Below are 26,972 nucleotides of genomic sequence, written 5' to 3' on the forward strand. Positions count from 1 at the left end.
GAATAGCATGAGAAGTAAATTTATCTTTTCATCATTTATAATATTTTATAGTATATTGTTATTTAGAATTGGATTTTTATCTTATAAAGCTCCTGTAAGAAAGTTTTATAATAAAGTAGAAGTAAGGAAAGAAATACTAGATTGTCAGAATGAAGTATTAGCTTTTACAGAAGAAACCAAATCAATCTATTGCATCCCACACCAACTAAATAGTAATAGTATATCGTTTATCAAGCAAACATTTAATATAGATATCAACATACACAAGAAGAAATCATTTTTATGGTTAAAAAGACATGCAAGTCAAAATGAAATAAATGTAAGTAAGCATAAAAAAGGCATAATCATTATTAAAGATCATAGAAGAGTATATCCATATGCAAACAACACTTCTCATATTATTGGGTACTGTGATAGAAATCTTCATGGCAAATCTGGAGCTGAATTATCATTTAATACTTCGTTGATTAATAATACATTACAATTAACTATTGATATTAGGATCCAAAACATATTGCACAATATTATCAAAGAAATTTCTGAAGAGTTTGAGAGTGAAGATGCGTCAGGAATTATTGTAGATGTTGAATCTGGGGAAGTAAAAGCTATGGTTTCATACCCTTCTCCCAATTCGAACATTCCATCTACATATTTGAAAAAAGAAAATAGAAATCATAATTTATCTGCAATAGAAGTTGGATCCATATTAAAATTACATAATGCTGCAATGTGTTTAGAAAACCAAATTGTAAATTTAGATAGCGTAGTTGATGCTACTGGAACATTACAAATAGGAGAGTTTGAAGTTACAGACTTTTTTGGTAAAGATAAGAAAATGACATTTTTAGAATCTGTGAGATTTTCATCTAACATTGCTACTGGAAGATTAGCACTTGAAATAGGTGTCGATAAACAAAAGAATTTCTTCAGAAAGATTGGATTCTTAAATCATATCGAATGGTTACCAAATCAATTTGCAAAACCATTACTCCCTAAAAGGTGGGGTAAGTCTACTGTAGTAACTGCATCATATGGTTACGGCATAGGATTAACTTCACTGCATATCACACAAAGCTTGATGCGTATTCTCAGTGGGAAATCACGAAATATTACATTTTATGCATCAAATAATCAAAGCAATAAAGAAGAAAAGATAATTAGCAAGCATACTATAGAATCAATTAAAATCATCATGAGAACAATTATTAAATCAGCGTATAGGAGTATCAACATAGATGGATATGAGATAGGAGGAAAAACAGGAACTGCAAATATGTGTGAGAATGGAGTGTATGTAGAAGGTAAAAACAGAGTATCTTACTTGGGTGCTTTCCCAATGCATAGGCCAAAATATATTTTCTTAATACAAACAACCAATCCAAAAAAATCAAAATTAAAATATGGTAGATATGTTGTTGCATCTAACGTTTTAACACAAAAAGTAAGATATGCTGTACAAGAAATTGCATCTATAGAAAATATCGAGCCTATATAAAACAAATTAAGGCAGAACATATAACAAATATAGTATAATTATAATACACATTAGAACATAAGCTGTATCTTGCATTGATATATACAATTGCATTTAGGTGATAAGAAAATTAAATATTCATCTATACATTGATCCATAGCACCTAAATTTATATACTGAGATAATACATATTACTATGAAAATTAATTGCTTAAAATTTAAAAATTTATACAGTCAAGATTTGGAAACGTGCAATACGGAGTCAAATATAAAAATTAATTCAATTTGTAAACATACAAATTATTTAGATCAGTCTGAGTGGTTTTTGAATGAAAATAAAAATAGTAATAAAAACTTACTAAAAGCTATAGAACACAATAAAAATATTATTAACTGCAATTTAAGTAAGGTTATGAGTTATGATGAAATCAAAGCTATAGATTGTAAAATAAATTATATAGAATCTATAAATCCACAGAAAACATGGTCAGAATTAGCTTCAATTGCATTTCCAGGCAAACCAAAATTCATCGCTTTAATCACTGGAACAGATGGTAAGACTTCCACTGCATGGATCACATATAAAACATGGCAACTATTAGGAATCAAAGCTGGTTATATAGGCACTTTAGGCATTTTCTTGCATGAAGAAAAATTTGAATCAAACTTAACTACACCTGATAGCGCCGTACTACACTACTATTTAAATGAAATGAAAAAATTAGGAATAGAGCATGTTGCTATAGAAGCATCTAGTATTGGATTAGAACGCGAAAGATTAGCATTTATAAAGGCAGATATCGCTATTTTCACTACTTTCACATCAGATCACTTAGATTATCACCATAATGCTGATAATTATTTAAACGCAAAATTAAAAATTTTAGAAAACATATCATCTAGTAAAGATTTATTTATGCACACTTCAATCAAAGAAAGTAATAATTATAAGGAGAAAATAGAGAGCTTAATAAAGATATCAACAAATTCTATAGAAAGCACTATGCAAAATGCAACCAATAAAATACATAATCGATATGAACCAAAGAATCAATATGGAAATGGATCAAAATTTAGTGCATTTTATAAAAATAATTATTGGGTTTTTAATATTCGTAATAATACTTATCATATACAGAATAAATTAATTGGGAATTATAATGGAGATAATATGCTTGCTGCTTTTTTGATAATTGAAAAAAGTGGGTTTATGGAAAATGAAATCATCAATACGTTTGCTAAACTACAGCCAGTCCCTGGCAGATTAAGTTTAATCGATAATATAAATAATTGTGATATCTTTGTGGATTTCGCTCATACTCCAGATTCATTAAAACATACTTTGACAACTCTTAATCAACATTATAAAAAAATAAATATAGTTTTTGGATGCGGTGGGGATCGTGATAAATCAAAGCGTAAAGAGATGGGATTAATTGCAGATCAACTTGCAGACAATGTAATTATTACCAATGATAATCCTAGATCAGAGGACCCACAAAAAATAGCAGATGAAATTAAATCTAAATGTGCAAAAGCTAAAATCATACTAAATAGAAGAGAAGCAATGAGATATAGCATTGATCAACTATCACAAAACCATAAACATAGCCCAGATAAATCAAAGCAAATCAATAAACATAATTCAGAAAAATCAGAACAAACATTACTAAAGAGTCAAGAAGTACTATTAATTGCTGGTAAAGGTGAGGAAACAACTCAAACCTTCCATGATCGTATTGAAGAATTCCATGACCAATCAGTAATAAATGAAATAATCACACTCAAAAATCAAAAACTGTAGCTAAAACTATATAAAAATAGGAATTAATACATTATTAAGGTATTATTACCAATATAATAAAACAGTTGTCATGCAGTATTTAAAATAGCAAATTGTGAATTAATATTTCCATGCGATTATGATTAATGCGGTGATTAATCAAACATTTTTATAAATTCATATCACTTCAAAATCATGTATAACGCAAAGTCACTGTGAACTATTACATAATTTACGTATAACTCAAGTATTATTCAACACAATACTACGTAGTATAGCATTTTGATCATATATAATATTATGCAAAAAAACAAAAATGTATAAACATTTTATAATACCTAATGACTTCCAAATCAAGCATACCTATCGAACTATTTAAAGAAATTTTTAATGTAATTTTAATATGAATATTCTATATAGATTCAATAATAAATACTGGACTTATGAATATTAACATTATATTTAGAGTTTAAGAAGGTTTAGGAAGTTATATATCCATCATTCCGAATCGCTTACTAAACCTAGCAGCCATACCATCTTTTTCAAGACCAAGCTTATCTTGCTTTGTCCATGCACGATGTGATTTAGGATCAATATCTAGTTCAACAGCTTCTTTCCCACCCCTAGAACTCATTATTTCAACTGTAGATCCATCTGTTAAAGTCAAAACAACTTTATTCATTTTTGGATGCTTGGACTTAGCAGACTTATTTTTATTTACTTTATTAGCAGTGTTCATAAAACCTCTTTTACAAGATAGTACATAAATATAAGATTTAAATCAATTGCTCATAAAGCTTCAGCATCACACTATATATTTATTCCTCCAGTATATCTTCTACATTATTGTAATAATCACACATTGTTTTTATATATTTTATACATCAATTCACCTACAATTAAGGCATGCTATTTTATATAGATCAAGTAAAGCAATTAGCAAAACGCGTATCAGAAATAGTGAAACATGGAGATGTGATTACTTTAGATGGAGAACTAGGGGCTGGAAAAAGCACATTCTCTAAGTTTCTAATTGAAGCATTAGGATTTGATTATATAGGAAGCCCTACTTTCTCTAAAATCATAACGTATGAATCTCCAAAACATTGCTTATGGCATTGTGATTTATATCAAATGGGCGATCAGTCAAATCAAAAACATACAGTGATAAATAGCAAACAAAACACATTCAATCAACTAAATGAGTATATATATGATTCTGAAAGTGGTATTTTAATTGTAGAATGGGCATGTAAATACCCTAATCTAAAATTATTAGAAGATATTATAGAAATAAAGATCGAACATTATTCAGAAAATCAAAGAAAAATATCTATAACCAAGCATGGCAGATTCAACTATATAACAATATAGAGTAGTATATACAAATTAGCGATATAAAATCCAAAACCTATAGAAATGTAGATTGTTATAAAAAATTACTATAAATCAATACAGAAAACCAAATATAATAACTACCTAAACAATGCAATATTTATCAATAATATATATAATTTGATTATGATCAAAAAATATAATCTAGTTATGGTAAAAAAAATGATTTATGCACTAATATTAATTTTTAATATCACACCCAACATTAATATGAATGCAACTACATTTGTAACTGATATAGAGTTTGATGTTACTTTACGGAAAATTATAAAAAAAATTGATCCTCATTTAAAGTATGAATTATTCATTATCAAATCAAATGAAGAAAATGCATTTACTACTATAGATAAAAATGGGAATACCATTATTGCGGTATATACTGGATTAATCAAATCCTTGACAGCAGAGGAGTTTACCGGAGTATTATGTCATGAGATTGGACATATAAAGCACAAACATGTAATTAATTTTATATATGTTTTGAATAAGCAGAAAGCTAGCTTAAATGCACTATCTTTACTAAGCATAATCCCATATATCAATATAATTTCTCTCATACTTTTATCTGCTGAATTTAATAATTTAATGATATATTCTCAACAAAATGAAATTGATGCTGATTTATATGCATTTAAAAGATTAAACCAACTTAAATGGCCTGTAAAAGGATTAATAGATTTATTTGAAAAATGGAGCTATAAAGAAAATAAAAATTACTTTTCATCTCACCCATGGTCATCTTCTAGAAAGGCAATGGCTGAAAAATTCATAGTAAAATCAAATATATTACCAGCAAATATAGAAAAATCATATAAATCAATAAAATCTAGAATTTCAAAAGAATTATATGAAAATGGGAATCCTAAATTCATACCTTCTAACAATTATGAAAAAATATGGAATAATTATTTAAATCATAAATACGATCTCAATTTACTTCAAGAAATCACTGAAAGTAAATATCAAAATAAAAGTAGCAAAGATACAAGTCAAAATCATAAAAACAACTATTATAGAAATGAATATATATTACTTGTACTGAAAGCAAAAATTCTACTGAAGCAAGGGAAGTATCAAAATGCTATAGATGCTATGCATAAGGTATATGAGCAAACACAAAGTTCAGAAGCATTGTTTTATGAAATCTTATGGAAATCACACTATACAAAAAATATCAAATTACATGAAATACAGAATTATCAGCAGAGCAATCCAAGTGACATGCGTATTTGGAATTTATTCGCGTATTATTATGCAAAGAAAAATGATAGATCTGCATTTTACTATTATAAATCTGAAGCATCATTAGCTAAAAATGATATGAGAAAAGCTAAATATTACTTAAACCGAGCATTGAAAATCACAAAGCAAAACTCCCCATTCAATATCAAAATACAAGATTTAAAGAATGCTATATTAAAGTAATCTCTATCTTTATATTATATATTTGCATTTAATTAAGTAAATATGTATAGTCCAACAAAAGGATTTTTATGTTAAGAAAACTTATAATTATGTTACTTATGGCAAATAAGTCATACGCTATGGAAAACGAAGAGATGGATATGATGGATGAAACACATCAATCTATTGATGATGCATACAGTGAACATACTGTATATTCTGAACCTTTAACTGTATCAAAATTAGCTCAATTAGACCCTAAAAGCAAACCAAGCACATCAGAACTTCATTTTGATATTGAAACCATTGGAACTATGAGTGTATGCACTGATGATAGCATGAGTACAAGTAGCAGTTATAGTGAATTTGGAACAAAGCAAAATGATTATAAGAAAAAACTAAGTCATAAACTAAAAAAAGAGTATGCGCGCAGATCAAATGATTTATTATCAAAAATAAAAGCAGATTCAAGCAAAGCATTAAAGGATAATATGATGAAGATTCTGTCTAATACTGCCAATGATGAAACATATTATCGTAGTCAAATAAAAGAAGATAGAGCTGATGATTTTGCTCATATTACTTATATGCAAAAAGCAGAACTGGAACTGTTACGCAAAATGGAAAATAATCTTAAATCTCAATTAGGAGATGGTATAGATTCTTCTCACCTTAGCGCAATAATCAAGCAACTAGAAACTGAGAAATATAAATCAATACAGGCAGAATGTGAGTTAGGCGAAAAATTAGAGCAACTAAAACTTGATCTTGCGAATGAAAAAAACGCACATAGTAAAGCAAAAGAGCAATTGAATGATGCAAAACAAAAAATAGAAGCAATCAATGAAAAAGACAATGCAATTGCTGAGCAAAATGCTACAATTGAAAAATTAAAACTTGAGTTGCAAGACAAGCAAAATGAATTTAATGATCAGATTGCAAAATTACAAAATGAAGTTACAAATTTAAAAGTAAATAAAGTAAATGACAATGATAAAACAGATCAATCTGAACTAGGCGAAACTAATGAATGTATTGATAAACTAGAGACTGATAAAAATCTAGAGAGCCAACCTAATACAGAGGAATGTGAAAAGATTGCAAAACTATATGAACATTTAGGTAATTCTAAGAGAGCTGCTCAACTATATCAAAAAGCTGCAGAAGAACACCAAAAATATGAAAGCGAGCATTACATTGAAAAACCTCCATTCAAATCTGCTCAATTATATGAGAAAGCTTTTCAATTATATAAGAGTATAGGAATGTATGATGAATATACAAAAATGTATAAAAAAGCTGTGGAACTATATGAAAAAGCAAAGCAACATGAAAAAGTTGCAGAGCTATATTTATACAATTCTCAATATGAAAAGGCTGCAGAACAATACATAAAAGCAGGGCAATCAGAAAAAGCTGCAAAGCAATATGAGAATGCACATAAATGTACAGAAGCTGCAGAGCAATATATAGAAGCAAAGCAACCTTTGAAAGCTGCAGAGTTATATATAAAAGCAAATCGATATGAAAAAGCTGCAGAGCAATATATAGAAGCAAAGCAATATGGAAATACTGCAGATTTATATAAAAAAGCTGCAGATTTATATATAAAAGCAAAGCAATATGAAAAGGCTGCATTGTTTTATGAAAAAGCCGCGGAACAATATATCAAACTTGCACAAGAATATACAAAAATCATACAGTATGAAGAAGGAAATGGAGGACAAAACGCAACAGATGCTACATATTATTATAGTTGCACCGCAAGTAACTATGAATACTCTGCACAGCAATATGCACATTCTGCACAACAATATACAAATGCACATCAATATGAAAAAGCTGCTAAACAGTATGAAAAAGCTGCAGAGCAATATGAATGTTATTCGAATGTATATGAAAAAATAGACCTACAACATATTGCTAGTGGTTATTATAGTAGTAGTGGCTTTAGTGTTGAAAGTTTGAATTATTTTCGAGCACAGGAAGCAGATTCAAATAGAAAGAATAAAAGTGAAGCATTACAGCGCGTACATGCAAAACAACAATACGCATACGCTGCAAAGCAATATGCAAATATTGCAAAACAGTATGAAAAAACTGCAGAGCAATATATAAGTGTGCATAAATATACAAAAGCTGCTGAAGAATATGAAAAAGCTGCAGATATTTATAAAGATACTGCACAACGATATAAAATGAATGATATATATGTCAAAGCTGTAAAACAGTATAGCAATGCAATGGAACAATATAAAAATTCAGGAGAATATGAAAAAGCTGAGAATATGCGAGAGAAAGCCAGTGAAATGGAGAAATTAGCTAAATCATAATAAAACTATCTAAACCTTAATTCTTTTTAACAAGTTAATCCTAATCTTTAGAGATTCTATAATACTCATATCTAAATATGTAATGCACAAAATCTAGGAGTGTAATAATTAGCCAAAGAGCTATATAGCGTACTAAACCTTGTAATACACTAAACTAAAAGCTACCTATATTCAAGATATAATACACATGCCAATCAACCTTACGTACATATATGAAATTCAGTCTGATTCTACCCGAATTCGTGATTTGCGAATTTTTAAATTGAGTTTATTTTGATATTTTTATAGTTCATTAATTTTCAGATTTTTCAGCTTCTTTTGCTAATTTCTCTTTCCTTGCTTCTTCTTTTATTGCTGCTCTTTCTAATGCTTTTCTTTCAAGAACTGCTTTTTTACGCTCTTGCTTCTCAATTTCTGCTTTTTCTAACTTTTCTTTTTCGATTCTATTTTGCTCAATCAACTCTTTTTCCAAAGCTTCTTGATCAATTAATTCTTTTTTCCGTAATTCAATCAAATAATCATGTACGAAATCCAACATATCGTTAATTCCAAGCTTATCCCAACTTGCAAGGCAAAATACATTCTTATATTTCTGTTTTACCTTTGCTTTTGCTTCTTCAATTTCTTCTTCGTCAACTAAATCACATTTAGTCAGACAAATACAACTTACTTTTTCTGAAAGCTTAGGATCATACTCATGTATTTCAGTCATAATGCATTCAATATCTTGCTCAAAATCTGGACTACTTATATCTGCTAAATGTAATAAAACTTTACATCTTTCAATATGTTGTAAAAATTGGTGACCAAGGCCCTTCCCTTTATGTGCTCCTTCAATCAAACCAGGAATATCTATAAATGTAATATCTTTATTATGGTGCTTTACATGTGCAAGCTTGGGCTTAATTGTACTAAAAGGATAATCAGCAATAACAACTGGGGCATTTGAAATAACATGAACAAGTGTGGATTTACCAGCATTTGGCTTTCCAACCACTCCAACATCTGCAATCTTTTTCAAAATTAATTTTAATTCTTTCTCTTCACCTTTATCTCCATCAGTTGCAATTCGTGGAGTTTGAAAATTTGGTTTTGCAAATCTCTTATTACCTAATCCACGCTTTCCACCACGAGCAATCAGAATCTTTTTGTCATTTAAAATTTCACCTAATAAATCTCCACTTTCATCGCCCAAATATATTTGAGTACCAAATGGAACTTCAATAATTAAATCTTCTCCTGATCTTCCTGTACATAAACAACTAGATCCATCACGACCGTTTTCAGCTTTCCATACTTTTCTATATCGAAAATCTACTAAAGTACTAAGATTATGGTTTCCTTTGATGTAAATGCTTCCACCACGTCCACCATCACCACCATCAGGACCACCCTGAGGTTCTCTACTCTCACACCTAAAACTTATACATCCGTTTCCACCATTTCCAGCTTTAACAATAATTCCAATTCTATCTATGTACTGACTCATTAGAATCATTATATATTACGATCGATAAATATTATATATGCAATATTATTAATCTCAATGCATCATTTACGTATTAATTAGATACTCATTATATTTATTCTTAAGTTACTTGACTTTCCAATATATATAATATATATGGTAATCATGAGAATGAGTACCATGATTCCCTCAATAGTTTGTTCTATGGCTTTCAGTCTGATTGCTACAAGGGACACAGTTGAACAACAATTGCCTGCTACGGGATTGCCTACAGTACTTACTGAGGAGACCTTACTAACACTTAGTCACAGTTTACAGGATGAGTCTCCCTCACCTACTACTGAATCTTCTACCACTATGGTTAAAAATAGCAAAGAAGATCAACATGAACTATCTTACCCTGAAGATTTAACACAAAAGAAAGACTTACACTTTGAGCAAGTTTCAACTACTTCAGGAGATACAGTTAGTGCAAGTATTTCTTACCATACATGCTCTGCATCCAATGCAAATGATAGACAAAACTCATTGACCATCTCGTCATCTTCTCACCATAATGGACCACCTAATAGGAGTGGAGTTGCTATAGGATCTGATTTAGAACATCAAATGCGTAATTATTTATATAGTGAAATGCATAAAATAGTAAGTGCAGAATTAGCTGGATCAAAACATGATATTGTGCGCGAATCTATAAATAAAGCAAAGGAAGAAGAGCGTAATAGATGCAACATAGAAATTGAGAAACTCAAAAACAAACTCAAACAAATATCAGAAGAGAAAGAGAAGGATGTCAGAAGCATTAGGAGATTGGCAAATCAAAAAACTCAGGCTATGAGATGGGAATTATGTATGCATGAAATTCGCAGCTTAATGTCTGATGAGATCATTGCGCGACAATCAATTGATATAGATTATACAATGGAAGCTCAAAGCACTTTCCAAACTTATAAACATTTTATCACAAGAATTCAAATGGATTGTTTACTTAATCAGCATGAGCATGAGCTTACCAAACTAAAGAATGAGCATACACAAGAACTTTCAGAAGCACTTAATGATAAAAATCAAGCAGTACTTGCAAAAGAATCATCTGTAAATTATGAACAAGCAAAGCAAAAACTATTACAAGGTGCATTAGACTTAGCTGAGCAAAAAGTGCAAGAACAAGCTGACCAAATCAATGAAACACAAAGTCAATTAATCAAAAGTTTAACTATTAAAAAAGCTCAATTTAATTTATATGCTAATGTTTATATAGGTAATAGATACGTATCTAGTACAACATTTACAAGAAATGTTCCATTAGTAGAAGTAGGCCAAGAATTACCTGCTACAATTAACATAAGTAAAATGAGTGTGGTTCGAATGCATGTAGAAAAAGAAGCAGGTGATTGTATACAATTTTTCTTTTCCAAAGGAGAAGAGTGTTGCACCGGAAAGGATTTTGCTTGTGATCTCTCTGGATATGCTAGTTCTTTTAATCCAAGAGTAACTCCAATGATAAATGGAAGGTTAGAACATGATACCGTTCATTTTTACATGAATACATCAAGTGATGCGGTACTTAGGAATGAAAATCCTCGATTATTTAAATTTAAATTTGATTATGATAAGGTAATTCATGTTTTAAATGTACAAAAAAACAGCAATTCAGGTGGTTAATAATATATTCTCTTAATTCACCGCTATAGTTTCATATATAGTCGGTATATACATGCCAGAGATTTCCTGATCCTCAATTTATATACACATAATTTTTTGCATATACTATGTGATTTAGGGTACAATCAGTAAGAGAAAGCTATGTGGATTTTGAAAAATATTGTTACACCTAAAATTCCAATTCATCATTATCCGCTTTTTTGGCTGTTAATAGGTAAAATTATTGGAATAGGAACATATCTAATATGCCCTACCCCAACATTACTATTCCTTATAATTCCCATAGGATTACTATATTTTGTAAGAAAAAACATTACCATATTTCTTATGTTTGGACTGATTTTAGGGTTTGCACGAATTAGTCATAAAATATATTCATTAAAGTATGACAAACCAACCTTTACGTATTTTGATGGCATAATCCATAAAATATACCGTAATAATGACAGATGTAGTGTATTAGTAAAGCTGAATGATTCTAAAAATTTCATAAGGATTAAATTAGATAATGATCAGGACTTACATCAAAATAATAATGATTTATATCAAGCTGGAATTATTAATGAGCAAACTAGCAATCCTAATTCATATCAAAATTTAAATTCATATAAAACGAGCAAGCAGCATGATAAGCATAATTATCATAGTAATTGCATAAATCAATCCCATAGCGTCTACAGTTCTACAAATAATAATGAAGATTATAATAGAAGTTTGAAACATCATGAAACTTACAATGAAAATTTACAAATTAATAATTATATTTCTGGGCATGTACAATTATATGGAATCCCTGAACCATGTTTGCCAGAAGCAAAAGATATTCGATATAAAGAATATTTTTCCAGAGTGATATCTTACGGCAATACAAAATCATATAAAATCATATCATCTAAGAGCTACCTTTTCTCTGAGAAAATAAGCAAATACATAAAAGCAAATTTCAAACCAATTGAAGCATCATTATTTAAATCATTATTATTAGGGCAAAGCAATGAAGTGCCTTATAAAACCAAACAGGCATTTCAAAATGCCAGTATTTCACATTTATTAGCAATTTCTGGGCTGCATATTGGATTGATTGCATTGTTTTGCTATGCATTATGTAGGTGGGGAATATACTTTTTTATCTTTAAGCACTATAAAATTCCTATCATATATATCAGCCAATTATTTTCTGTTATAGGAATAATATCTTATTTATTTTTAATTGAAACATCAATATCTGCAATCAGAGCAATTATAATGTTTTTATTCCCAATTATGTCATATTTTTCTTTCCGCAAAACATTACCATCTCATGGGCTTATGTCAGCAATCTTCATACTGCTCATGATTTGGCCTGAATCATTGCTATACCCTAGTTTTCAATTTTCATGTTTAGCAGTATTTGGATTAATTTCATTTAAATCTACATATAAAAATTATTTTATAAAAATACTATCAAGCACATTAATATGTTTTTTAATCACAGCTCCATTCACAATATATTGGTTCAATCAAATACCAATTCAACCATTTCTATCAAATTTAATATGTATTCCTCTAATGTTTATTATTATGTCCTTAATTACTTTCTGGGTATTTTTATTCAAATTAAATATTTCATTCATCTTTCTAAACAAAATAATTGCATTACTCCTATATTGGTTAAATAATTTAGCAATAATATTTTCTGATTTTTTAAACCATACTATATTGTTTCACCAAATACATTATTCTGCTTTAATTTTCTGGGTAATCAGCTTAATAATCATAGCAAATTATAAAAATTATGCACAAAAAATTGGATTGGTATTCTTATTGCCATTCTTATTTAATATATATAACAAGCCAAAAAATATGTTTGTGATTTCAAAAAATGGAGAAGTAGCACTACTACAAAATAGTATTTTATATGCTAAAAATGACAATTTCACCACAAATTGTTGGGCAAAAACATTAGGAGCTAAGCTTTTAGTAGGCACTGAAATAGATAATCACGTACAAATTAACAAAATAAATGGGAGAGTGAATACAATAAAATTAAGAAATAGGATGTTTTTATCTAGACAAAGTTTCAAGAATTGCCCTTGTAAGATTATAAATAATAAACCTAATATTAATTATTGGAGTTAATATGAATGAAAAAGATAAAATAAACTCAATATCATATGATGCACATGATATACGTAATAAGCATAATACAAGTAATATATACAGTAATACAAATAATGTGCACAGCAAAAGTATAGACAATACATATAATACAAACAATTTATTTGCAAAAATCATTAGAAAGGAAATTCCATCTGAAGTGGTTTATGAAGATGAACATACTTTATCTTTCAAAGATATTAACCCACAAGCTAAAATTCATATTCTTATTATACCAAAACAAAGATATTGCAATGTAAGCGATTTGCTTAATGGTAATAAAGAATTTTTAGGAAACTTTATGCTAGGAGTAAGCAAAACAATTCAGAAAGCAAATCCAGAAAATAAAGATTTTAAGTTATTAACAAATAATGGTACTAATGCTGGCCAAGAAATATTTCATATGCATTTCCATTTACTCATTAATTAAGCTATTTCATTAATATTCTAATTAAAAACAAATAAATCATTAATTAGATTTGCCATTGATATATTAATTAATTTTGATTATCTAATGCTAATCTTTATGTTTTACAACCCTCATACGCCTTTTATTATATTGCATTGATAATTTTTATATTTTCATGTTTTATCATACATATTACTTACTAAATACATTGATTATTATTAGATTGATTGTTATAAATTATTAGGTTTATTATTTGAATTTAATGTGGTCTATTTTATAGTTTGCAATCGCACTTTCATTATATTGTGAAACTATTCCTTTTTTGTAATATAAGTATCCTGTATATGCAATCATTAGACCATTATCTCTACATAATTTTGGCTCTGGTATGAAAATATTTTTACCATTCTGCTCACATAAATTTGTAATTTTCTCTCTAATATACAAATTAGAAGCAACTCCACCTGCAAATACCCATGACTTTATATTGTAAGATTTCCATACATTTTCCAGCCTGCTCTCAAGAGATTTTGCTACTGTTTTTTGCAAACCCATACATATATCACTTTTTGTTTGTTCAGATTTATCACTTTGGTCCCAAAACCTTATTGCTGCTGTTTTCAATCCAGAAAAAGAAAAATTCATAGAATCATCATTCTTTAGTGGAATAGTGAATTCTATAGCACTCTTTGATTTTTTTGCATACTCTTCCATATAAGGACCAGCTGGATTAGGAAAACCCATACACCTCCCTACTTTATCAAACATTTCACCAACAGCATCATCCATAGATGAACCCAAAATTTCGTATTTACTTAATTCATTTGCTAGAATTATACATGTGTGCCCTCCAGAAACTAATAATATTCCAAACGGAAATTCTAAGCTGCTATTCCATTTCGCAATTATCGCATGACCTTCTAAATGGTGAATACCAATCCATGGAATATTCAAGCTCCATGCTAAACTTTTAGCATATTGCACTCCAACCATAACACTACCTAACAATCCAGGCCCTTGTGTAGCAGCTATAAAACTCAAATCGTGCAAAGTAACATTATTACGTATGAGAATACTATCAATCAATTTAGGCAAAACATCCATATGCTCTCTTGAAGCATATTCTGGGACTACCCCACCAAACATTGAGGAATCCTGTGTAATTATCTCATTTGCTAAACATTTCTCATTTTCCATCAGCGCAACAGCAGTATCATCACAGCTTGTTTCTATTCCCAAGTATAAAACCACGAACAATTATAGTGAAAATTAACAAATTCTTAAAGTAAATATACCAAAATAAAATAGCTAGCTGATAATTAATTCGAATTAGAATTAAAATAATAAATATAATAATTAAATAAATATAAGCTTCTTAGCTAATACAAATTAAATAGAATCATTCAATAAATAATATACATAAAATAACTAATCAATATTAGTGAAAATTAAAAATATTATGAAATTAAAATTTAATTTTCCAAACTAACCTAATAGCCAAATTAAGATATTATGAAATTGAGATTGAAATTAAAAAAGCGAGCGAAGGGATTCGAACCCTCGACCCCAACCATGGCAAGGTTATGCTCTACCACTGAGCTACGCCCGCTTGTGAATTGATTATACATGACAAAAAAGCTAAAAGTCAAATTCCAACAAACTATTATTTCTAATTTTCAAACCAGTTACTGTTCAACCTTCCCCAAACCTTATTTTACAATCAAAACAAATGATAAATTGAACATATATATAGATCAGTAAAAACACATAGGTTTAAAAATATGTTTTGTTTATATTAACACCGCATGGAAATGCTTAACAAATGCCTAAAAACCACATAAAAAACACTTGCATTCAATTAAGTAAATATGTATAGTCCAACAAAAGGATTTTTATGTTAAAAAAATTTATAATAATGCTACTTATAACAAGTGAATCATACGCTATGGAAAACGAAGAGATGGATATGATGGATGAAATGCCTTATTCTGAGCTTGATAAGTATAGTGAGCATACCGTAAATGAGGGCTCTGAACATTTAAATGTGTCAAAATCACCTCAGTTAGATTCTCAAATAACAGTGAAGATATTAGATAACGATCAAATATATTATCGTAGTCAAATAAAAGAAGATAGAGCTGATGATTTTGCTCATATTACTTATATGCAAAGATCAGAGCTGGCATTGTTACGCAAAATGGAAAATAGCAAATTAAAATTACAATTACATGATGAAGATAAGATTAACGAATTACAAAATGAGGTTGCAAATTTAAAGGAAGATAGAGGTAATGATCGAGAAAGTATTAAATCATTATTGTCAAAGTTGCAAAACAAAGAAGAAAAATCAGAGCAACTAAAACTTGAATTGCAGAACAGGCAAAATGAATTTAATTATCAGATTACAAAATTACAAAATGAAGCTGCTATTTTACAAAATAGCAAAAATGATGGTCAGAAAAATATCGATAAATTATAATCTGAATTAAATCAAAAGAACCAAAATGCTGCTGCAATCAGGCTTGCAGAACAAAATAAAATAAATTTAGAAAAGAATCCAAATACAACTGAAGGTGAAAAGGTTGCAGAAAAGTATGAAAAATCAGGACAATATGAAAAAGCTGCACAATTATATAAAGAAGCTGCAGAGCAATATGTTAGTAATGCAGAAGAAGATCAAGATGAAAAGCAAGCAGAAATAGCTGCAGAATTATATAAAAAAGCAGCACAATTATATGCAAAAACAGATAAGAATGAATTGTCTGGAGAGCTATATACTATAGCTGCCAAGCAATATTTTAGTGCAAATAAAAATAAAAATGCTGCAGAATCGCATGAAAAGGCTGCATTCATGTATGAAGCATGCAAGTCTAAATATAAATCCACACGAGATAAGTATATTGAAAACGCTATTGAGCAATATATAGAATCTGCAAAACTTTATGAACAACTCAAACAGTATGAAAAATCTGCACAGCAATACATCAAAATAAATCAACATAGCAAAGCTGCAGAGCAATATGAAGAAGCAGAAAATTATGATAATGCTGCAACCAATTACATTAAAGCGGAACAATATGTTAAAGCGGCTCAATGCTATTCACGCGATGCTGCAAAACATGAAGATGTTGCAACTCAGCATGAAAATCAAGGAAATAAGCATAAACAAAATAATCAATATAAAAGTTCTGCTGAACAATATAGCAATGCATCTAGACAATCTTCTGAAGCTGCTAAACAATATATAAAATCTGGACAACAGTATGAGAAAGCACAACAATACGAAGATGCTATAGAACAGTATAAAAGTGCTGCTGAACAGCACATAAAATCCTCAAGTCAATATATAAAACTCCATGAACAAATGGAATTAGAATATGAACGCCAAAAACAGTGTGGCACTTTTAAACCTGATCATATAGTAAATCTTCAACGAAAGGGTCTTAATAGCACAATAGAAAAGCATTACGACCAATCTTCTACACAATATGCAGCTGCAGCAAAAATTCATGAAGAATCAAAACAATTTGACAGGTCTGCATTAATATACATTGTTATTGCACAACAATACGAAAAAGCAAGCTTTCACCTCAAATCAGCACAACAATATGCAAAAGCTGCCGAACAATATGAGAAAGATGGAACGCAATATACTCAATATGGCGAACAAAAAAAGCAGCAGTATATAAAAGCTGCTGAACAATATATAAAATCTGGACAACAATATAGAGAGTGCCATAAAAAAAACGAAGCTGCTGAACAATACGAAAAATCTGCACAATCATATGAGAAAGCAAATAAATCTATAGATGCATCAAATTTATATGAAGTAGCAGCAAAACGATATTCTGAAGCATTGCGCGATACAAAATCTGCTGAGCTTTATGAAAAACTCACACAATATGAAAATGCTGCCGCCTCATATATAGAATATGCTAACCGTTTTGCGAATAATTGGCACTCAAAAACACGAGCAGATAACCCACTTATATATATAAAAGCAGCAAATCTATATGAACGAATCAATCAATATGAAAACGCTGCTAAAGCATACGATAGCGCTGGTGCAGGATATACAAAAGAAAAAATGCATAAAGAAGCTGCTGAACAATATATGATGTCTGCGCAAAATTATGTTATTAGACCATGTAATGAATATGAAAAGGCCGCTGAGCAATATGTAAAGGCTGCTGAGCAATACGTAAAAGCAAATCAATCTGAAAAGGCCGTAAAATTGTATATAAATGCTGCACAAAATTATGTCATGGGATCATGCAGTGAGCACGTGAAATCAGCTGAACAATATATAAAAGCTGCAGAGCAATATAAACAAATAGAGCAATATGAAAATGCTGCTGTGCACTATAATAATGCTGCACAAAAATATATAACTGCAAAAATAGATGATAAGGCAGCTCATCAATATTTGTGTTCAGCTGTGCAATACAAAAATGCAGGCAAATCTTTAGATTCAATAAATCAATATACAAAAGCAGCAAATACTTATGAAAAATTAGCACAAAAGTGTTCATCAGACACACCAAAAAAGCAACTATATTCCCAAGCTGCTGAGCAATATAAAAATGCAAATAAACATACAAAAGCAGATGAAATGCATAATGAAGCTAATAAAATTATAATCCCACGACATGCCCTATCTCACCGCAGAGTGCATAAATCAACAAGGGTAAGAAGATCTACCCCTACACAAAATTGATAAATATCTAACAAAAGAATTAGCATTAAATATTCGCTCATTGAGCAATTCAATGAAATGGAGAAAGTGGGTCAACACTGTAGGGCTCAAAATATGCTTGATAGAGCAAATAAAATAAAATAATCTTTCATATATAAAAAGCAGCTCTATTGAAAATCACTTTAGCTATTTCCCTCCCCCAGTATAATCACCTCAAAAATTCATCATTTTAATGAAAATTTAAATTTTAGTTGATTGTTATCTTAAGTGTAATATAATAGGAGGGTTATGAGCTTACAGCATTCAGTTTGGAGTAATGTGCCTGTAGATCGCATTAGTGATTTGACAGCAGATATTCTGAAAATATACATTTTTAGGAAAAAGGAAAATGATACCTGGAATTCGATTCCAATACTTAATCTAGACCTTGAAAACACTCTAAATCTATCAAAAATATCAAATGATATAATATCTTATGTATACAATTCATGTACTTGGTCAGACTTCAATCAATTTATTTCTATGATGTATAGGCAATGCTCAATATGCAAAAGCAATATAAATAATGTTCAAGTTATTTTATCTAAGCCTGATGAAGAATTAGAGCAAATCGTAAGAAAATTCATTGTGGATCAGTTTGAAAATGATGTAAATATAATATTTAAATACAAAATATCCATCTTAGGCGGTGTTATGATTGACATTGGATCTATCAGAATTGATGCTTCTTATGGTAATATGTTGAATAAGTTTATTGGAGAATTGCATGAATCGTTTAAAGCTTGAGGATATTATAAATGGAATTAAAGCTAAAATAGATACCTTAGATACAAATATAGATATTTACGAAACTGGGAAGGTAGAAACTGTTGCTGATGGAATTTGCAATGTTTTGGGATTATCTGACGCTATATATGGAGAGGTTATCGTTTTTGAAAACAAACAAAGAGGGTTAATCGTAGAGTTATTGGAAGATAATGTAAAAGTAGCCATTCTAAATTCTGATCCAAAAATAATATCTGGAATGATTGCATACAGAACAAAGCAAATACTTAAAGTTAAAGTAGGACCAGCAATGCTAGGTAGAGTTGTAAATGCATTTGGTGATCCAATTGATGGAAAAGGTGATATTAATACTGATTTAGAGCAAGTTGTAATGGCAGAATCTCCACAAATCATAGACCGAAAAAAAGTTAGCGAACCTCTCTATACTGGTGTTAAAATGATTGATGCATTGATTCCTATAGGATATGGGCAAAGAGAGTTGATTCTGGGAGATAGAAGAACTGGAAAAACCACAATAGCAATTGGCACAATCTTAAATCAAAAAGAAAATTACCAAAAAGGGAAACCAGTCTATTGTGTTTACGTGTTTATAGGTAAAAAAGCCTCTGATGCAGCAAAATTAGCGAAATATCTTGAAGAACAAGATGCAATGAAATATACAACTTTTGTAATTGCTTCAGCAGACGATCCAGCTGTGTTTCAGTATTTAGCTCCATATGTTGGAACAGCAATTGCAGAATATTACAGAGATAATGGAGAGCATGCATTAATTATTTATGATGATTTATCTAAACATGCTATAGCATATAGGGAAATTTCACTATTGTTGAAACGTTTTCCTGGAAGAGAAGCATATCCTGGAGATATTTTCTTCCTACACTCTAGCTTGTTAGAAAGATCAGCTTGTATGAGCGATGAAAAAGGTGGTGGATCGTTAACAGCTTTGCCAATCATTGAAACATTAGAAGGAGATATTTCTTCATATATTTCTACAAATGTGATTTCAATTACTGATGGTCAGATTTTCATGGATAAGAACCTATTTTTATACGGGCAACGACCTGCAATCAACACAAATATATCTGTAAGTAGAGTTGGTGGATCAGCACAAACACAGGCTATGAGAAAAGTATCTGGAATGCTTAAGTTGGAATTAGCACAATATGCTGAATTAAAAGAATTTTCTAGATTCTTAACAGATATTGATGAAACTACTGAAAAAGCTTTAAGAAGAGGTGAAGCAGTAACAAGAATATTGAGGCAAGGTGCTAACCAGCTGTACTCATTTGAAGATGAAATACTTGTGATTTTTGGATGCAACTTAGGATGCTTTGATAATTATCCAATAGATAAATTACAAGAAGCTGAAAAACAATTCTTATCTCAATTTAGAAAAGAAAACTTTAGCATATTAGATAAATTAATTAAAACAAAAGTGATTGACGAAGAAATAGATTCCACTGTGAAGAAGTTTGTAAAGAAATTCAAGGAACAGTCTATATGAAATTACAGCAAATTTTAGCAAAACAACTTAATATTGCAAATATTGGCAGATTAACATCTGCAATACAAACTATTTCTATGGTAAAAAAACAACAAGCAAAAAAAATGCATAATAAGATGATTGCTTCATTCTCTATATTAAATAAAGAAATAAATAAATTAGATTATGAGAAATTTACTCCTAATTCAAAGTGTTTGCATATAATTTTTACTGCTGATAAGAAGTTATGTAAAAACTTCATATATTTAGCATCTAATCATGTTTCAAGCTTAGAGTATAATAATGATGATGAATTCATGGTTTTTGGAAAATACGCCATAGATTCACTGAAACATATCTCAAATAAAATAGAAATAATGAATGTGACTACATCTATTGAAGATTCATATACTGCAAGTGAAATAGCTCTCAAATACTTAATGAATAGCGTTGATATCAAGCTACATTTTTACTCTATAGATGATGGAAAGTTTATTAGCAAGAGTATATTCAAAGGCTCTCCTAAACTTACAGAATGCTCTGAATCTATATTTGAAGCCACATCTAAAAGCCATCAAGAAACTCATAATTTATATGGGTTATATATAGCATATTCCATACAAATGGCAGCTATAGAAACTAGTATGATGGAAAATGCAAGCAGAGCAGTTGCCATGTCACAAGCTTCAGATACTTGCAAAAGCATGCAACATCAATTGAAATTAGATTATAATAGATTGAGACAAGAAAAAATCACGCTTGAGATGAGCGAAATAATAGGAGGATCAAATGCATAAAAGTATAAAAATTAATAAAAATATAGGAAAAGTCATATCAATAAGAGGTGTTGTTATTGATGTATTATTTGAGAAATCTGTTCCTGCTATATTTAATTCTTTAATAGTGATTAATCCTTTAAATAATCAAAAAATATACTTGGAAGTATCATCTCACTTAGGTAATGGAGTGGTAAGAACAATTGCAATGTCTGATACACTTGGATTAAAAAGAAGTATTGAAGTAGTAGATACTGGCAGTGGGATCGAAGTGCCAGTTGGAAAACCAACACTTGGTAGAGTGTTTAATGCTGTTGGAAATACGATTGATGGAAGAGAACAAATAACAAATGCTCAAAAGTTGCCAATTCATAGAAAAGCTCCACCCTTCTACATGCAAGCTGTTAATACTGAAATATTTGTTACAGGAATTAAGGTAATCGATTTATTACTACCATACGTTAAAGGTGGAAAAATTGGATTATTCGGTGGTGCTGGTGTTGGAAAAACAGTATTGATCATGGAATTGATAAATAATATGGCTCAAGAACATGGTGGAAAAGCTGTGTTTGCTGGAGTAGGAGAAAGAATTCGAGAAGGCCATGAACTTTACAATGAAATGATTAATGAAGGATTAATTGATTTGAATGGTGAGATGTCTAAAGTTTCTCTAATTTATGGGCAAATGAATGAACCTCCAGGAGCTAGAGCTAGAGTTGCATTTGGTGGAATCACAATGGCTGAATATTTCAGAGATGTAGAAAATCAAGATGTGTTCTTTTTTGTAGATAATTTGTTTAGATTCACTCAAGCTGGAGCTGAGACTTCAATGCTTCTAGGTAGGTTGCCATCTGCAGTTGGTTATCAACCTACACTATCAACTGAAATGGGTGCATTGCAAGAAAGAATCACAAGTACAAAATCAAACTCCATCACAAGTATTCAAGCAATTTATTTGCCTGCTGATGATAGTACAGATCCAGCTCCTGCTGCAGCATTCTCACACTTAGACTCTATTACAGTACTTAGTAGATCTATGGCTGCAATAGGAATTTACCCTGCAATTGATCCGCTTGAATCATATTCTAATGCACTAGCACCAGATATTGTTGGAGAAGAACATTACGAAGTTGCAACTGAAGTAATTAGATGTTTACAAAAATACAAAGAATTAAGTGATACTATTGCTGTGCTTGGTTTAGATGAGCTATCTCATGAAGATCAAATGACTGTAAAAAGAGCAAGAAAGGTTCAAAGATTCCTATCTCAACCTATGTTTATGGCAGAGTCATTCAGTTCAATGCCAGGGAAATATATTGATATAGAAGACACAATATCTGGATGTAAAATGATTCTTGGAGGGAAATGTGACCATATGAGCGATAGTCATTTTTATATGGTAGGTACAATAGAAGAAGCTATTGCGAAATATGAAACAGGAATAAGCTAATATGTTTCTTTCTATCACATCTGGAGTAAAAGAAGTGATTCATGAGAAAGTATTTATGATTGGGTTTAACAATTATAATGGGATGAAAGCTGTATATTATGGACATAAAAGTTTCGTCATGTCAGTTCCTGCAAACACATTATTTGTTTTATTAGAAAAATCTCATAAATTATATTCTATTGGCAATGCATTAATCAAAAAAAGAAAAGAAAACTTATACGTTATCACACACTATATTGATAATGATCAAAAACTGAAAATTCAGCCTAAATTACAAGAAAAATGGGATCAAATCGTAAAAGCATATAAAAAAAATTGGTCTAGAGAGAACTGGTTTGAACAAAATAAAGATCATGCAATTAATTTGATTCCGAAGATATAAGCTGAGTAAGGTAAGGAACAGAAACAAATGGAATTAGTAGATAGTATTAAGTCTTCTGTAAAATTATCAGATGTTGTAAGAAGGTATGTTAATATACAAAGTAGTTCTACTAAAAAGCTATATATCTGCTGCCCTTTCCATAGTGAAAAAAGTCCATCATGTGCTATTCAAGATGATATAGGTTTGTTTCACTGTTTTGGGTGTGGAGCTAGTGGAGATTCAATTAAGTTTGTAGAGAAAATGGATAACATTCCCTTTTTAGAAGCATGTAAGAAGATTGCAGATTGGTTTAACATACAGTATTCAACAAGCAATAAAAAACATGACCCTAATTTAAAAGCAATGGCTAAACTCAAAGACTGGTTTGTTAAAAACTTAAATTCTAATTTAACTGCAATAGAATATTTAAAAAACCGTGGCTTAAATTATGAAACAATACAGAAATTCGAGATGGGGTGGATTCCAAATATTCAAGATGTATATAATTTTTGCGCATCTCAGAAAATCACAAATAATACTATGGAACAAATTGGATTTAAAAATAGTTTATTGAAAATATTCCAGAATAGGATCATTATGCCTATATATAATAACAGTAAAATATGTGCATTTGGTGCTAGGAAACTTACTGAACAACAATATGGCCCTAAATACATCAATAGCCCTGAAACTGCGTATTTCAAAAAATCCAAAATATTATATGGAATGAATTTAATTGATAAATCAAAGCCTATTATTTTAGTTGAGGGATATATGGATGTAATCGCTTTACATCAACATAATATAAATGCTGTAGCTTCAAATGGAACAGCTATTTCGTACGAACATATTCAACAAGGGTGTAGTTTCGGCAAAGAGTTAGTTATTTGCTTAGATGGAGATAATGCTGGACTCAATGGAATGAAGAGGATAATAGATACAGTATTACCACACTTAAACGAAAATTTTCTTATATCTTTCATGATTTTGCCAAATAATGAAGATCCTGATTCGTTTTTAAGAAAATATGGCAAACAAAAATGGGAGAGTATAGCCAAAGATAGAATTGCATTAGTTGATGCATGTTGGAAATTATTTTTCAAAACCAGTGATATTCCAGAAGTGCAATATAAATACTATAAAGAAATTCTTGATTTAGGTGATAAAATACAAAATCATAATATTAAGGAGCTTTATAAGAAAAAATGGAAGGAAAAGTGGAGCAAAGATGTAATGCAGTATAAAAGCAATCAATATAAAAATCACAAAAATAAATCTAGTTATATAAAAAACAGTATGCCTAACAAACACATTGAAAATATAAAACATACATATGAAAAGATTTTATTTGCTATTATTTTAAATAATCCTGAAATATATGATGAAATTTGTGAAGATTTTTTATACCTTAACTTCTCTGATAATATGAGTAAAATGCATGAAATCATTCCTGAATGGATAACACATCATACAAAGAAACTTGACTTTTTTGAACAAAAGGGATGTACTAATCTAGTGGAGTTATGCCTTTCTGATACTATTATGCAGTTAGCGCCTTTTGCGTTTTCTAAAAATAGTAAAGAAAATTTAGTAAAAATGTGGCAATTTATACTTAATAAACATAGGGAGTAAAAATGGGAAAAAGCATTAATAGACATTTTCCGCTTGAAGATAAAAATATTAGCTCAGAATCAAGTGAGAAAAATGATGATGAAATTGTATTTGATGATATAAAATCTTCAAAAAGTTCTGCAGCGAATGATGATCCTGTCCGTATGTATTTAAGAGAAATGGGAAATGTTCCATTATTATCTAGAGAAGAAGAAATTGAAGTAGCAAAAAAAATTGAAGAAGGTAGTGATTTAATGATTAGTGCTATTTGTGAAAGCACTATCACTGTCAAAAGAATTTTAGAATGGCATGATGCAATAAAAAAGCAACATATGCACCCTTCTGAATTAATAGACGTTGAAGATAGCACATCTACTGATGAAGAGAACTGCTTTGAAACTGATGAAGATAGTGATGAGCCTAAATATGATTTAGAAGCTTTAGAAAAAAATATGCAAAATTTAGATCAAGTATATAAGAAATTCAAAAAAGTACAAAATCAAAAATTAGAATTTATTAATGAAGATAAAGAAGTTAGTGAATCTGTTATGAATAAATATCAGAAGACTCATAAAGATCTAACCCAATGTATAATTGAACTAAGAATAAGCTACCTTTGCATTGATAAGCTAATTAATGAGATGTACAGCTTAAATAAAGAAATTATAAAGCTAGAAATAGAAGTAATTAAATTAGCTGAAAAGCAAAAAATAAAAAGAAATATTTTTGTTGCGCATATGAATAAAAATCCAATTAAAAACACTCAAGTTAAAGAGTTTTTTGAAAAGAATTCAGGGTTTATTAAAGAGAATGAGATGAAGATGAATTCAATTACTAATCACATCAACTTACCTTTAAAAGAATTCAAACGAATTATTAAGTCACTAAAAACTGGTGAGAAAATCATGTCTAAAAACAAAAACATAATGGTTTCTGCCAACTTGAGACTTGTAATTTCTATTGCTAAAAAATATACAAACCGTGGATTGCAATTCTTAGATTTGATTCAAGAGGGAAATATTGGATTAATGAAGGCAGTTGATAAATTTGAGTATACTAGAGGATATAAATTCTCTACTTATGCAACATGGTGGATTAGACAGGCAATCACAAGGGCAATTGCCGATCAGGCTAGAACAATTCGTATTCCTGTGCATATGATTGAGACGATTAATAGGGTTGTTAAAGCATCTAGGCAGTTACTACATGAAAATGGGAAAGATCCCTCACCTGAAGAGATCAGTGAATATTTGAGTATTCCTGTTGATCGCGTACGTAGAGTTCAGAAGATCTCCAAAGAGCCTGTAAGCTTAGAATTACCTGTAGGTAGCAGTGAAGATGGGCAGTTGGGTGATTTCATTGAAGATCAAAGTGCTGTTTCTCCTATGGATGCTATGATGCAATCTAGTGTAAGGAATGCGATTTCGAAATCATTCTCACATTTGACCAGTCGTGAAGAAATGTTGCTTAGATTACGTTTCGGACTAGGAACAAAAAGCGACCATACTTTGGAAGAAGTTGGAGAGAAATTCAAAGTCACAAGAGAGCGTATTCGTCAGATTGAGGCGAAGGCAATTCGTAAGTTGTTTAATCTAAAAGCGCTACGCTCTTTGTACAATTAAAAGAAAATTCAACACCATACTGCATTACGTTACAACATAACTGCAGATTATAAATCCGTATGCAAAATCAACTTGTATAATTACAAAAGACTATGTAACAAAATTAAAAAATGAAACATA

The 26,972-nt window shown here is 29.9% G+C and carries 20 protein-coding genes and 1 tRNA gene; 17 read left to right on the forward strand and 4 right to left on the reverse strand.

The window, feature by feature from the left end:
* The first annotated feature begins 7 nt into the window (after positions 1 to 7).
* Positions 8 to 1,495 carry a penicillin-binding transpeptidase domain-containing protein gene (locus FZC34_RS01705; protein WP_148971739.1) on the forward strand — a complete coding sequence of 496 codons (1,488 nt, stop codon included), beginning with the start codon at positions 8 to 10 and terminating at the stop codon, positions 1,493 to 1,495.
* 175 nt (positions 1,496 to 1,670) lie between these two features.
* Complete coding sequence (locus FZC34_RS01710) at positions 1,671 to 3,278, forward strand: Mur ligase family protein (RefSeq protein ID WP_148971740.1); 1,608 nt, start codon at positions 1,671 to 1,673, stop codon at positions 3,276 to 3,278.
* Positions 3,279 to 3,744: 466 nt separating this feature from the next.
* On the opposite strand, the gene rpmE is transcribed toward FZC34_RS01710, so the two are convergent.
* Positions 3,745 to 3,996, reverse strand: a complete 252-nt coding sequence (rpmE, locus tag FZC34_RS01715; protein ID WP_148971741.1) for a 50S ribosomal protein L31 — start codon at positions 3,994 to 3,996, stop codon at positions 3,745 to 3,747.
* 167 nt (positions 3,997 to 4,163) lie between these two features.
* On the opposite strand from rpmE, the gene tsaE reads away from it, so the two are divergent.
* The 3 genes from tsaE (at position 4,164) to FZC34_RS01730 (ending at position 8,389) form a co-directional block, all read left to right on the forward strand.
* A complete protein-coding gene (gene tsaE, locus FZC34_RS01720; protein ID WP_148971742.1) occupies positions 4,164 to 4,631 on the forward strand; it encodes a tRNA (adenosine(37)-N6)-threonylcarbamoyltransferase complex ATPase subunit type 1 TsaE in 468 nt (155 codons plus the stop codon).
* A 171-nt stretch (positions 4,632 to 4,802) separates the two neighbouring features.
* Positions 4,803 to 6,077 carry a M48 family metalloprotease gene (locus FZC34_RS01725; protein ID WP_187440005.1) on the forward strand — a complete coding sequence of 425 codons (1,275 nt, stop codon included), beginning with the start codon at positions 4,803 to 4,805 and terminating at the stop codon, positions 6,075 to 6,077.
* Positions 6,078 to 6,166: 89 nt separating this feature from the next.
* Entirely contained in the window at positions 6,167 to 8,389 is a 2,223-nt protein-coding gene (locus FZC34_RS01730) for a hypothetical protein (RefSeq protein ID WP_187440006.1), read from the forward strand.
* A 292-nt stretch (positions 8,390 to 8,681) separates the two neighbouring features.
* Here the strand turns inward: FZC34_RS01730 and cgtA are convergent, their stop codons facing one another.
* Positions 8,682 to 9,878: an Obg family GTPase CgtA gene (gene cgtA / locus FZC34_RS01735; RefSeq protein WP_187440007.1), complete on the reverse strand. Its 1,197-nt coding sequence runs from the start codon at positions 9,876 to 9,878 to the stop codon at positions 8,682 to 8,684.
* Positions 9,879 to 10,061: 183 nt separating this feature from the next.
* Between cgtA and FZC34_RS01740 the strand changes: the two genes are divergently transcribed.
* The 3 genes from FZC34_RS01740 to FZC34_RS01750 all read left to right on the forward strand — a co-directional run bounded on the left by FZC34_RS01740 (position 10,062) and on the right by FZC34_RS01750 (position 14,088).
* A complete protein-coding gene (locus FZC34_RS01740; RefSeq protein ID WP_148971746.1) occupies positions 10,062 to 11,522 on the forward strand; it encodes a hypothetical protein in 1,461 nt (486 codons plus the stop codon).
* Positions 11,523 to 11,663: 141 nt separating this feature from the next.
* A complete protein-coding gene (locus FZC34_RS01745; RefSeq protein ID WP_148971747.1) occupies positions 11,664 to 13,640 on the forward strand; it encodes a ComEC/Rec2 family competence protein in 1,977 nt (658 codons plus the stop codon).
* Between the two features lies 1 nt (position 13,641).
* Positions 13,642 to 14,088, forward strand: coding sequence for a histidine triad nucleotide-binding protein (locus tag FZC34_RS01750; RefSeq protein ID WP_148971748.1), 447 nt, complete (start codon positions 13,642 to 13,644; stop codon positions 14,086 to 14,088).
* A gap of 228 nt (positions 14,089 to 14,316) precedes the next feature.
* On the opposite strand, the gene tsaD is transcribed toward FZC34_RS01750, so the two are convergent.
* Both tsaD and FZC34_RS01760 read right to left on the reverse strand, forming a co-directional pair.
* Entirely contained in the window at positions 14,317 to 15,318 is a 1,002-nt protein-coding gene (gene tsaD, locus FZC34_RS01755) for a tRNA (adenosine(37)-N6)-threonylcarbamoyltransferase complex transferase subunit TsaD (RefSeq protein WP_148971749.1), read from the reverse strand.
* Between the two features lie 286 nt (positions 15,319 to 15,604).
* A tRNA-Gly gene (locus FZC34_RS01760) sits at positions 15,605 to 15,676 on the reverse strand.
* Positions 15,677 to 15,961: 285 nt separating this feature from the next.
* Between FZC34_RS01760 and FZC34_RS01765 the strand changes: the two genes are divergently transcribed.
* The 9 genes from FZC34_RS01765 (at position 15,962) to rpoD (ending at position 26,852) form a co-directional block, all read left to right on the forward strand.
* The gene (locus tag FZC34_RS01765; protein ID WP_148971750.1) at positions 15,962 to 16,546 is read left to right on the forward strand and encodes a coiled-coil domain-containing protein; all 585 of its coding nucleotides are present in this window, start codon (positions 15,962 to 15,964) and stop codon (positions 16,544 to 16,546) included.
* A gap of 279 nt (positions 16,547 to 16,825) precedes the next feature.
* Positions 16,826 to 18,784, forward strand: coding sequence for a hypothetical protein (locus FZC34_RS01770; RefSeq protein WP_148971751.1), 1,959 nt, complete (start codon positions 16,826 to 16,828; stop codon positions 18,782 to 18,784).
* A gap of 267 nt (positions 18,785 to 19,051) precedes the next feature.
* The gene (locus tag FZC34_RS01775) at positions 19,052 to 19,549 is read left to right on the forward strand and encodes a F0F1 ATP synthase subunit delta (protein WP_148971752.1); all 498 of its coding nucleotides are present in this window, start codon (positions 19,052 to 19,054) and stop codon (positions 19,547 to 19,549) included.
* Positions 19,530 to 21,053, forward strand: a complete 1,524-nt coding sequence (gene atpA, locus FZC34_RS01780; protein ID WP_148971753.1) for a F0F1 ATP synthase subunit alpha — start codon at positions 19,530 to 19,532, stop codon at positions 21,051 to 21,053. Before FZC34_RS01775 ends, atpA begins: the two co-directional genes overlap by 20 nt.
* Positions 21,050 to 21,829, forward strand: a complete 780-nt coding sequence (locus FZC34_RS01785; protein ID WP_148971754.1) for a F0F1 ATP synthase subunit gamma — start codon at positions 21,050 to 21,052, stop codon at positions 21,827 to 21,829. Before atpA ends, FZC34_RS01785 begins: the two co-directional genes overlap by 4 nt.
* Positions 21,822 to 23,258 carry a F0F1 ATP synthase subunit beta gene (gene atpD / locus FZC34_RS01790; RefSeq protein ID WP_148971755.1) on the forward strand — a complete coding sequence of 479 codons (1,437 nt, stop codon included), beginning with the start codon at positions 21,822 to 21,824 and terminating at the stop codon, positions 23,256 to 23,258. Before FZC34_RS01785 ends, atpD begins: the two co-directional genes overlap by 8 nt.
* Before the next feature lies 1 nt (position 23,259).
* Positions 23,260 to 23,640 (forward strand): hypothetical protein, encoded by a 381-nt coding sequence (locus tag FZC34_RS01795; RefSeq protein ID WP_148971756.1) that lies wholly within the window; start codon positions 23,260 to 23,262, stop codon positions 23,638 to 23,640.
* A gap of 27 nt (positions 23,641 to 23,667) precedes the next feature.
* The gene (gene dnaG, locus FZC34_RS01800) at positions 23,668 to 25,251 is read left to right on the forward strand and encodes a DNA primase (RefSeq protein WP_148971757.1); all 1,584 of its coding nucleotides are present in this window, start codon (positions 23,668 to 23,670) and stop codon (positions 25,249 to 25,251) included.
* A 2-nt stretch (positions 25,252 to 25,253) separates the two neighbouring features.
* On the forward strand, positions 25,254 to 26,852 hold the full coding sequence (gene rpoD / locus FZC34_RS01805) for an RNA polymerase sigma factor RpoD (RefSeq protein WP_148971758.1): 1,599 nt from the start codon (positions 25,254 to 25,256) through the stop codon (positions 26,850 to 26,852).
* Positions 26,853 to 26,972: the final 120 nt, after the last annotated feature.

This window comes from Candidatus Cytomitobacter primus, from assembly GCF_008189405.1.
Classification (GTDB): domain Bacteria; phylum Pseudomonadota; class Alphaproteobacteria; order CAJXXZ01; family 1604HC; genus Cytomitobacter; species Cytomitobacter primus.

Excerpts from the sequence above, each read along its gene's own strand:
- tsaE (WP_148971742.1), top strand. The coding sequence starts at position 4,164 with ATGCTATTTTATATAGATCAAGTAAAGCAATTAGCAAAACGCGTATCA.
- dnaG (WP_148971757.1), top strand. The coding sequence starts at position 23,668 with ATGGAATTAGTAGATAGTATTAAGTCTTCTGTAAAATTATCAGATGTT.
- FZC34_RS01730 (WP_187440006.1), top strand. The coding sequence starts at position 6,167 with ATGTTACTTATGGCAAATAAGTCATACGCTATGGAAAACGAAGAGATG.
- rpoD (WP_148971758.1), top strand. The coding sequence starts at position 25,254 with ATGGGAAAAAGCATTAATAGACATTTTCCGCTTGAAGATAAAAATATT.
- FZC34_RS01795 (WP_148971756.1), top strand. The coding sequence starts at position 23,260 with ATGTTTCTTTCTATCACATCTGGAGTAAAAGAAGTGATTCATGAGAAA.
- atpD (WP_148971755.1), top strand. The coding sequence starts at position 21,822 with ATGCATAAAAGTATAAAAATTAATAAAAATATAGGAAAAGTCATATCA.
- FZC34_RS01705 (WP_148971739.1), top strand. The coding sequence starts at position 8 with ATGAGAAGTAAATTTATCTTTTCATCATTTATAATATTTTATAGTATA.
- FZC34_RS01765 (WP_148971750.1), top strand. The coding sequence starts at position 15,962 with ATGTTAAAAAAATTTATAATAATGCTACTTATAACAAGTGAATCATAC.
- FZC34_RS01725 (WP_187440005.1), top strand. The coding sequence starts at position 4,803 with ATGGTAAAAAAAATGATTTATGCACTAATATTAATTTTTAATATCACA.
- FZC34_RS01740 (WP_148971746.1), top strand. The coding sequence starts at position 10,062 with ATGGCTTTCAGTCTGATTGCTACAAGGGACACAGTTGAACAACAATTG.
- rpmE (WP_148971741.1), bottom strand. The coding sequence starts at position 3,996 with ATGAACACTGCTAATAAAGTAAATAAAAATAAGTCTGCTAAGTCCAAG.
- atpA (WP_148971753.1), top strand. The coding sequence starts at position 19,530 with ATGAATCGTTTAAAGCTTGAGGATATTATAAATGGAATTAAAGCTAAA.
- FZC34_RS01750 (WP_148971748.1), top strand. The coding sequence starts at position 13,642 with ATGAATGAAAAAGATAAAATAAACTCAATATCATATGATGCACATGAT.
- FZC34_RS01710 (WP_148971740.1), top strand. The coding sequence starts at position 1,671 with ATGAAAATTAATTGCTTAAAATTTAAAAATTTATACAGTCAAGATTTG.
- FZC34_RS01745 (WP_148971747.1), top strand. The coding sequence starts at position 11,664 with ATGTGGATTTTGAAAAATATTGTTACACCTAAAATTCCAATTCATCAT.
- cgtA (WP_187440007.1), bottom strand. The coding sequence starts at position 9,878 with ATGAGTCAGTACATAGATAGAATTGGAATTATTGTTAAAGCTGGAAAT.
- FZC34_RS01785 (WP_148971754.1), top strand. The coding sequence starts at position 21,050 with ATGAAATTACAGCAAATTTTAGCAAAACAACTTAATATTGCAAATATT.
- FZC34_RS01775 (WP_148971752.1), top strand. The coding sequence starts at position 19,052 with ATGAGCTTACAGCATTCAGTTTGGAGTAATGTGCCTGTAGATCGCATT.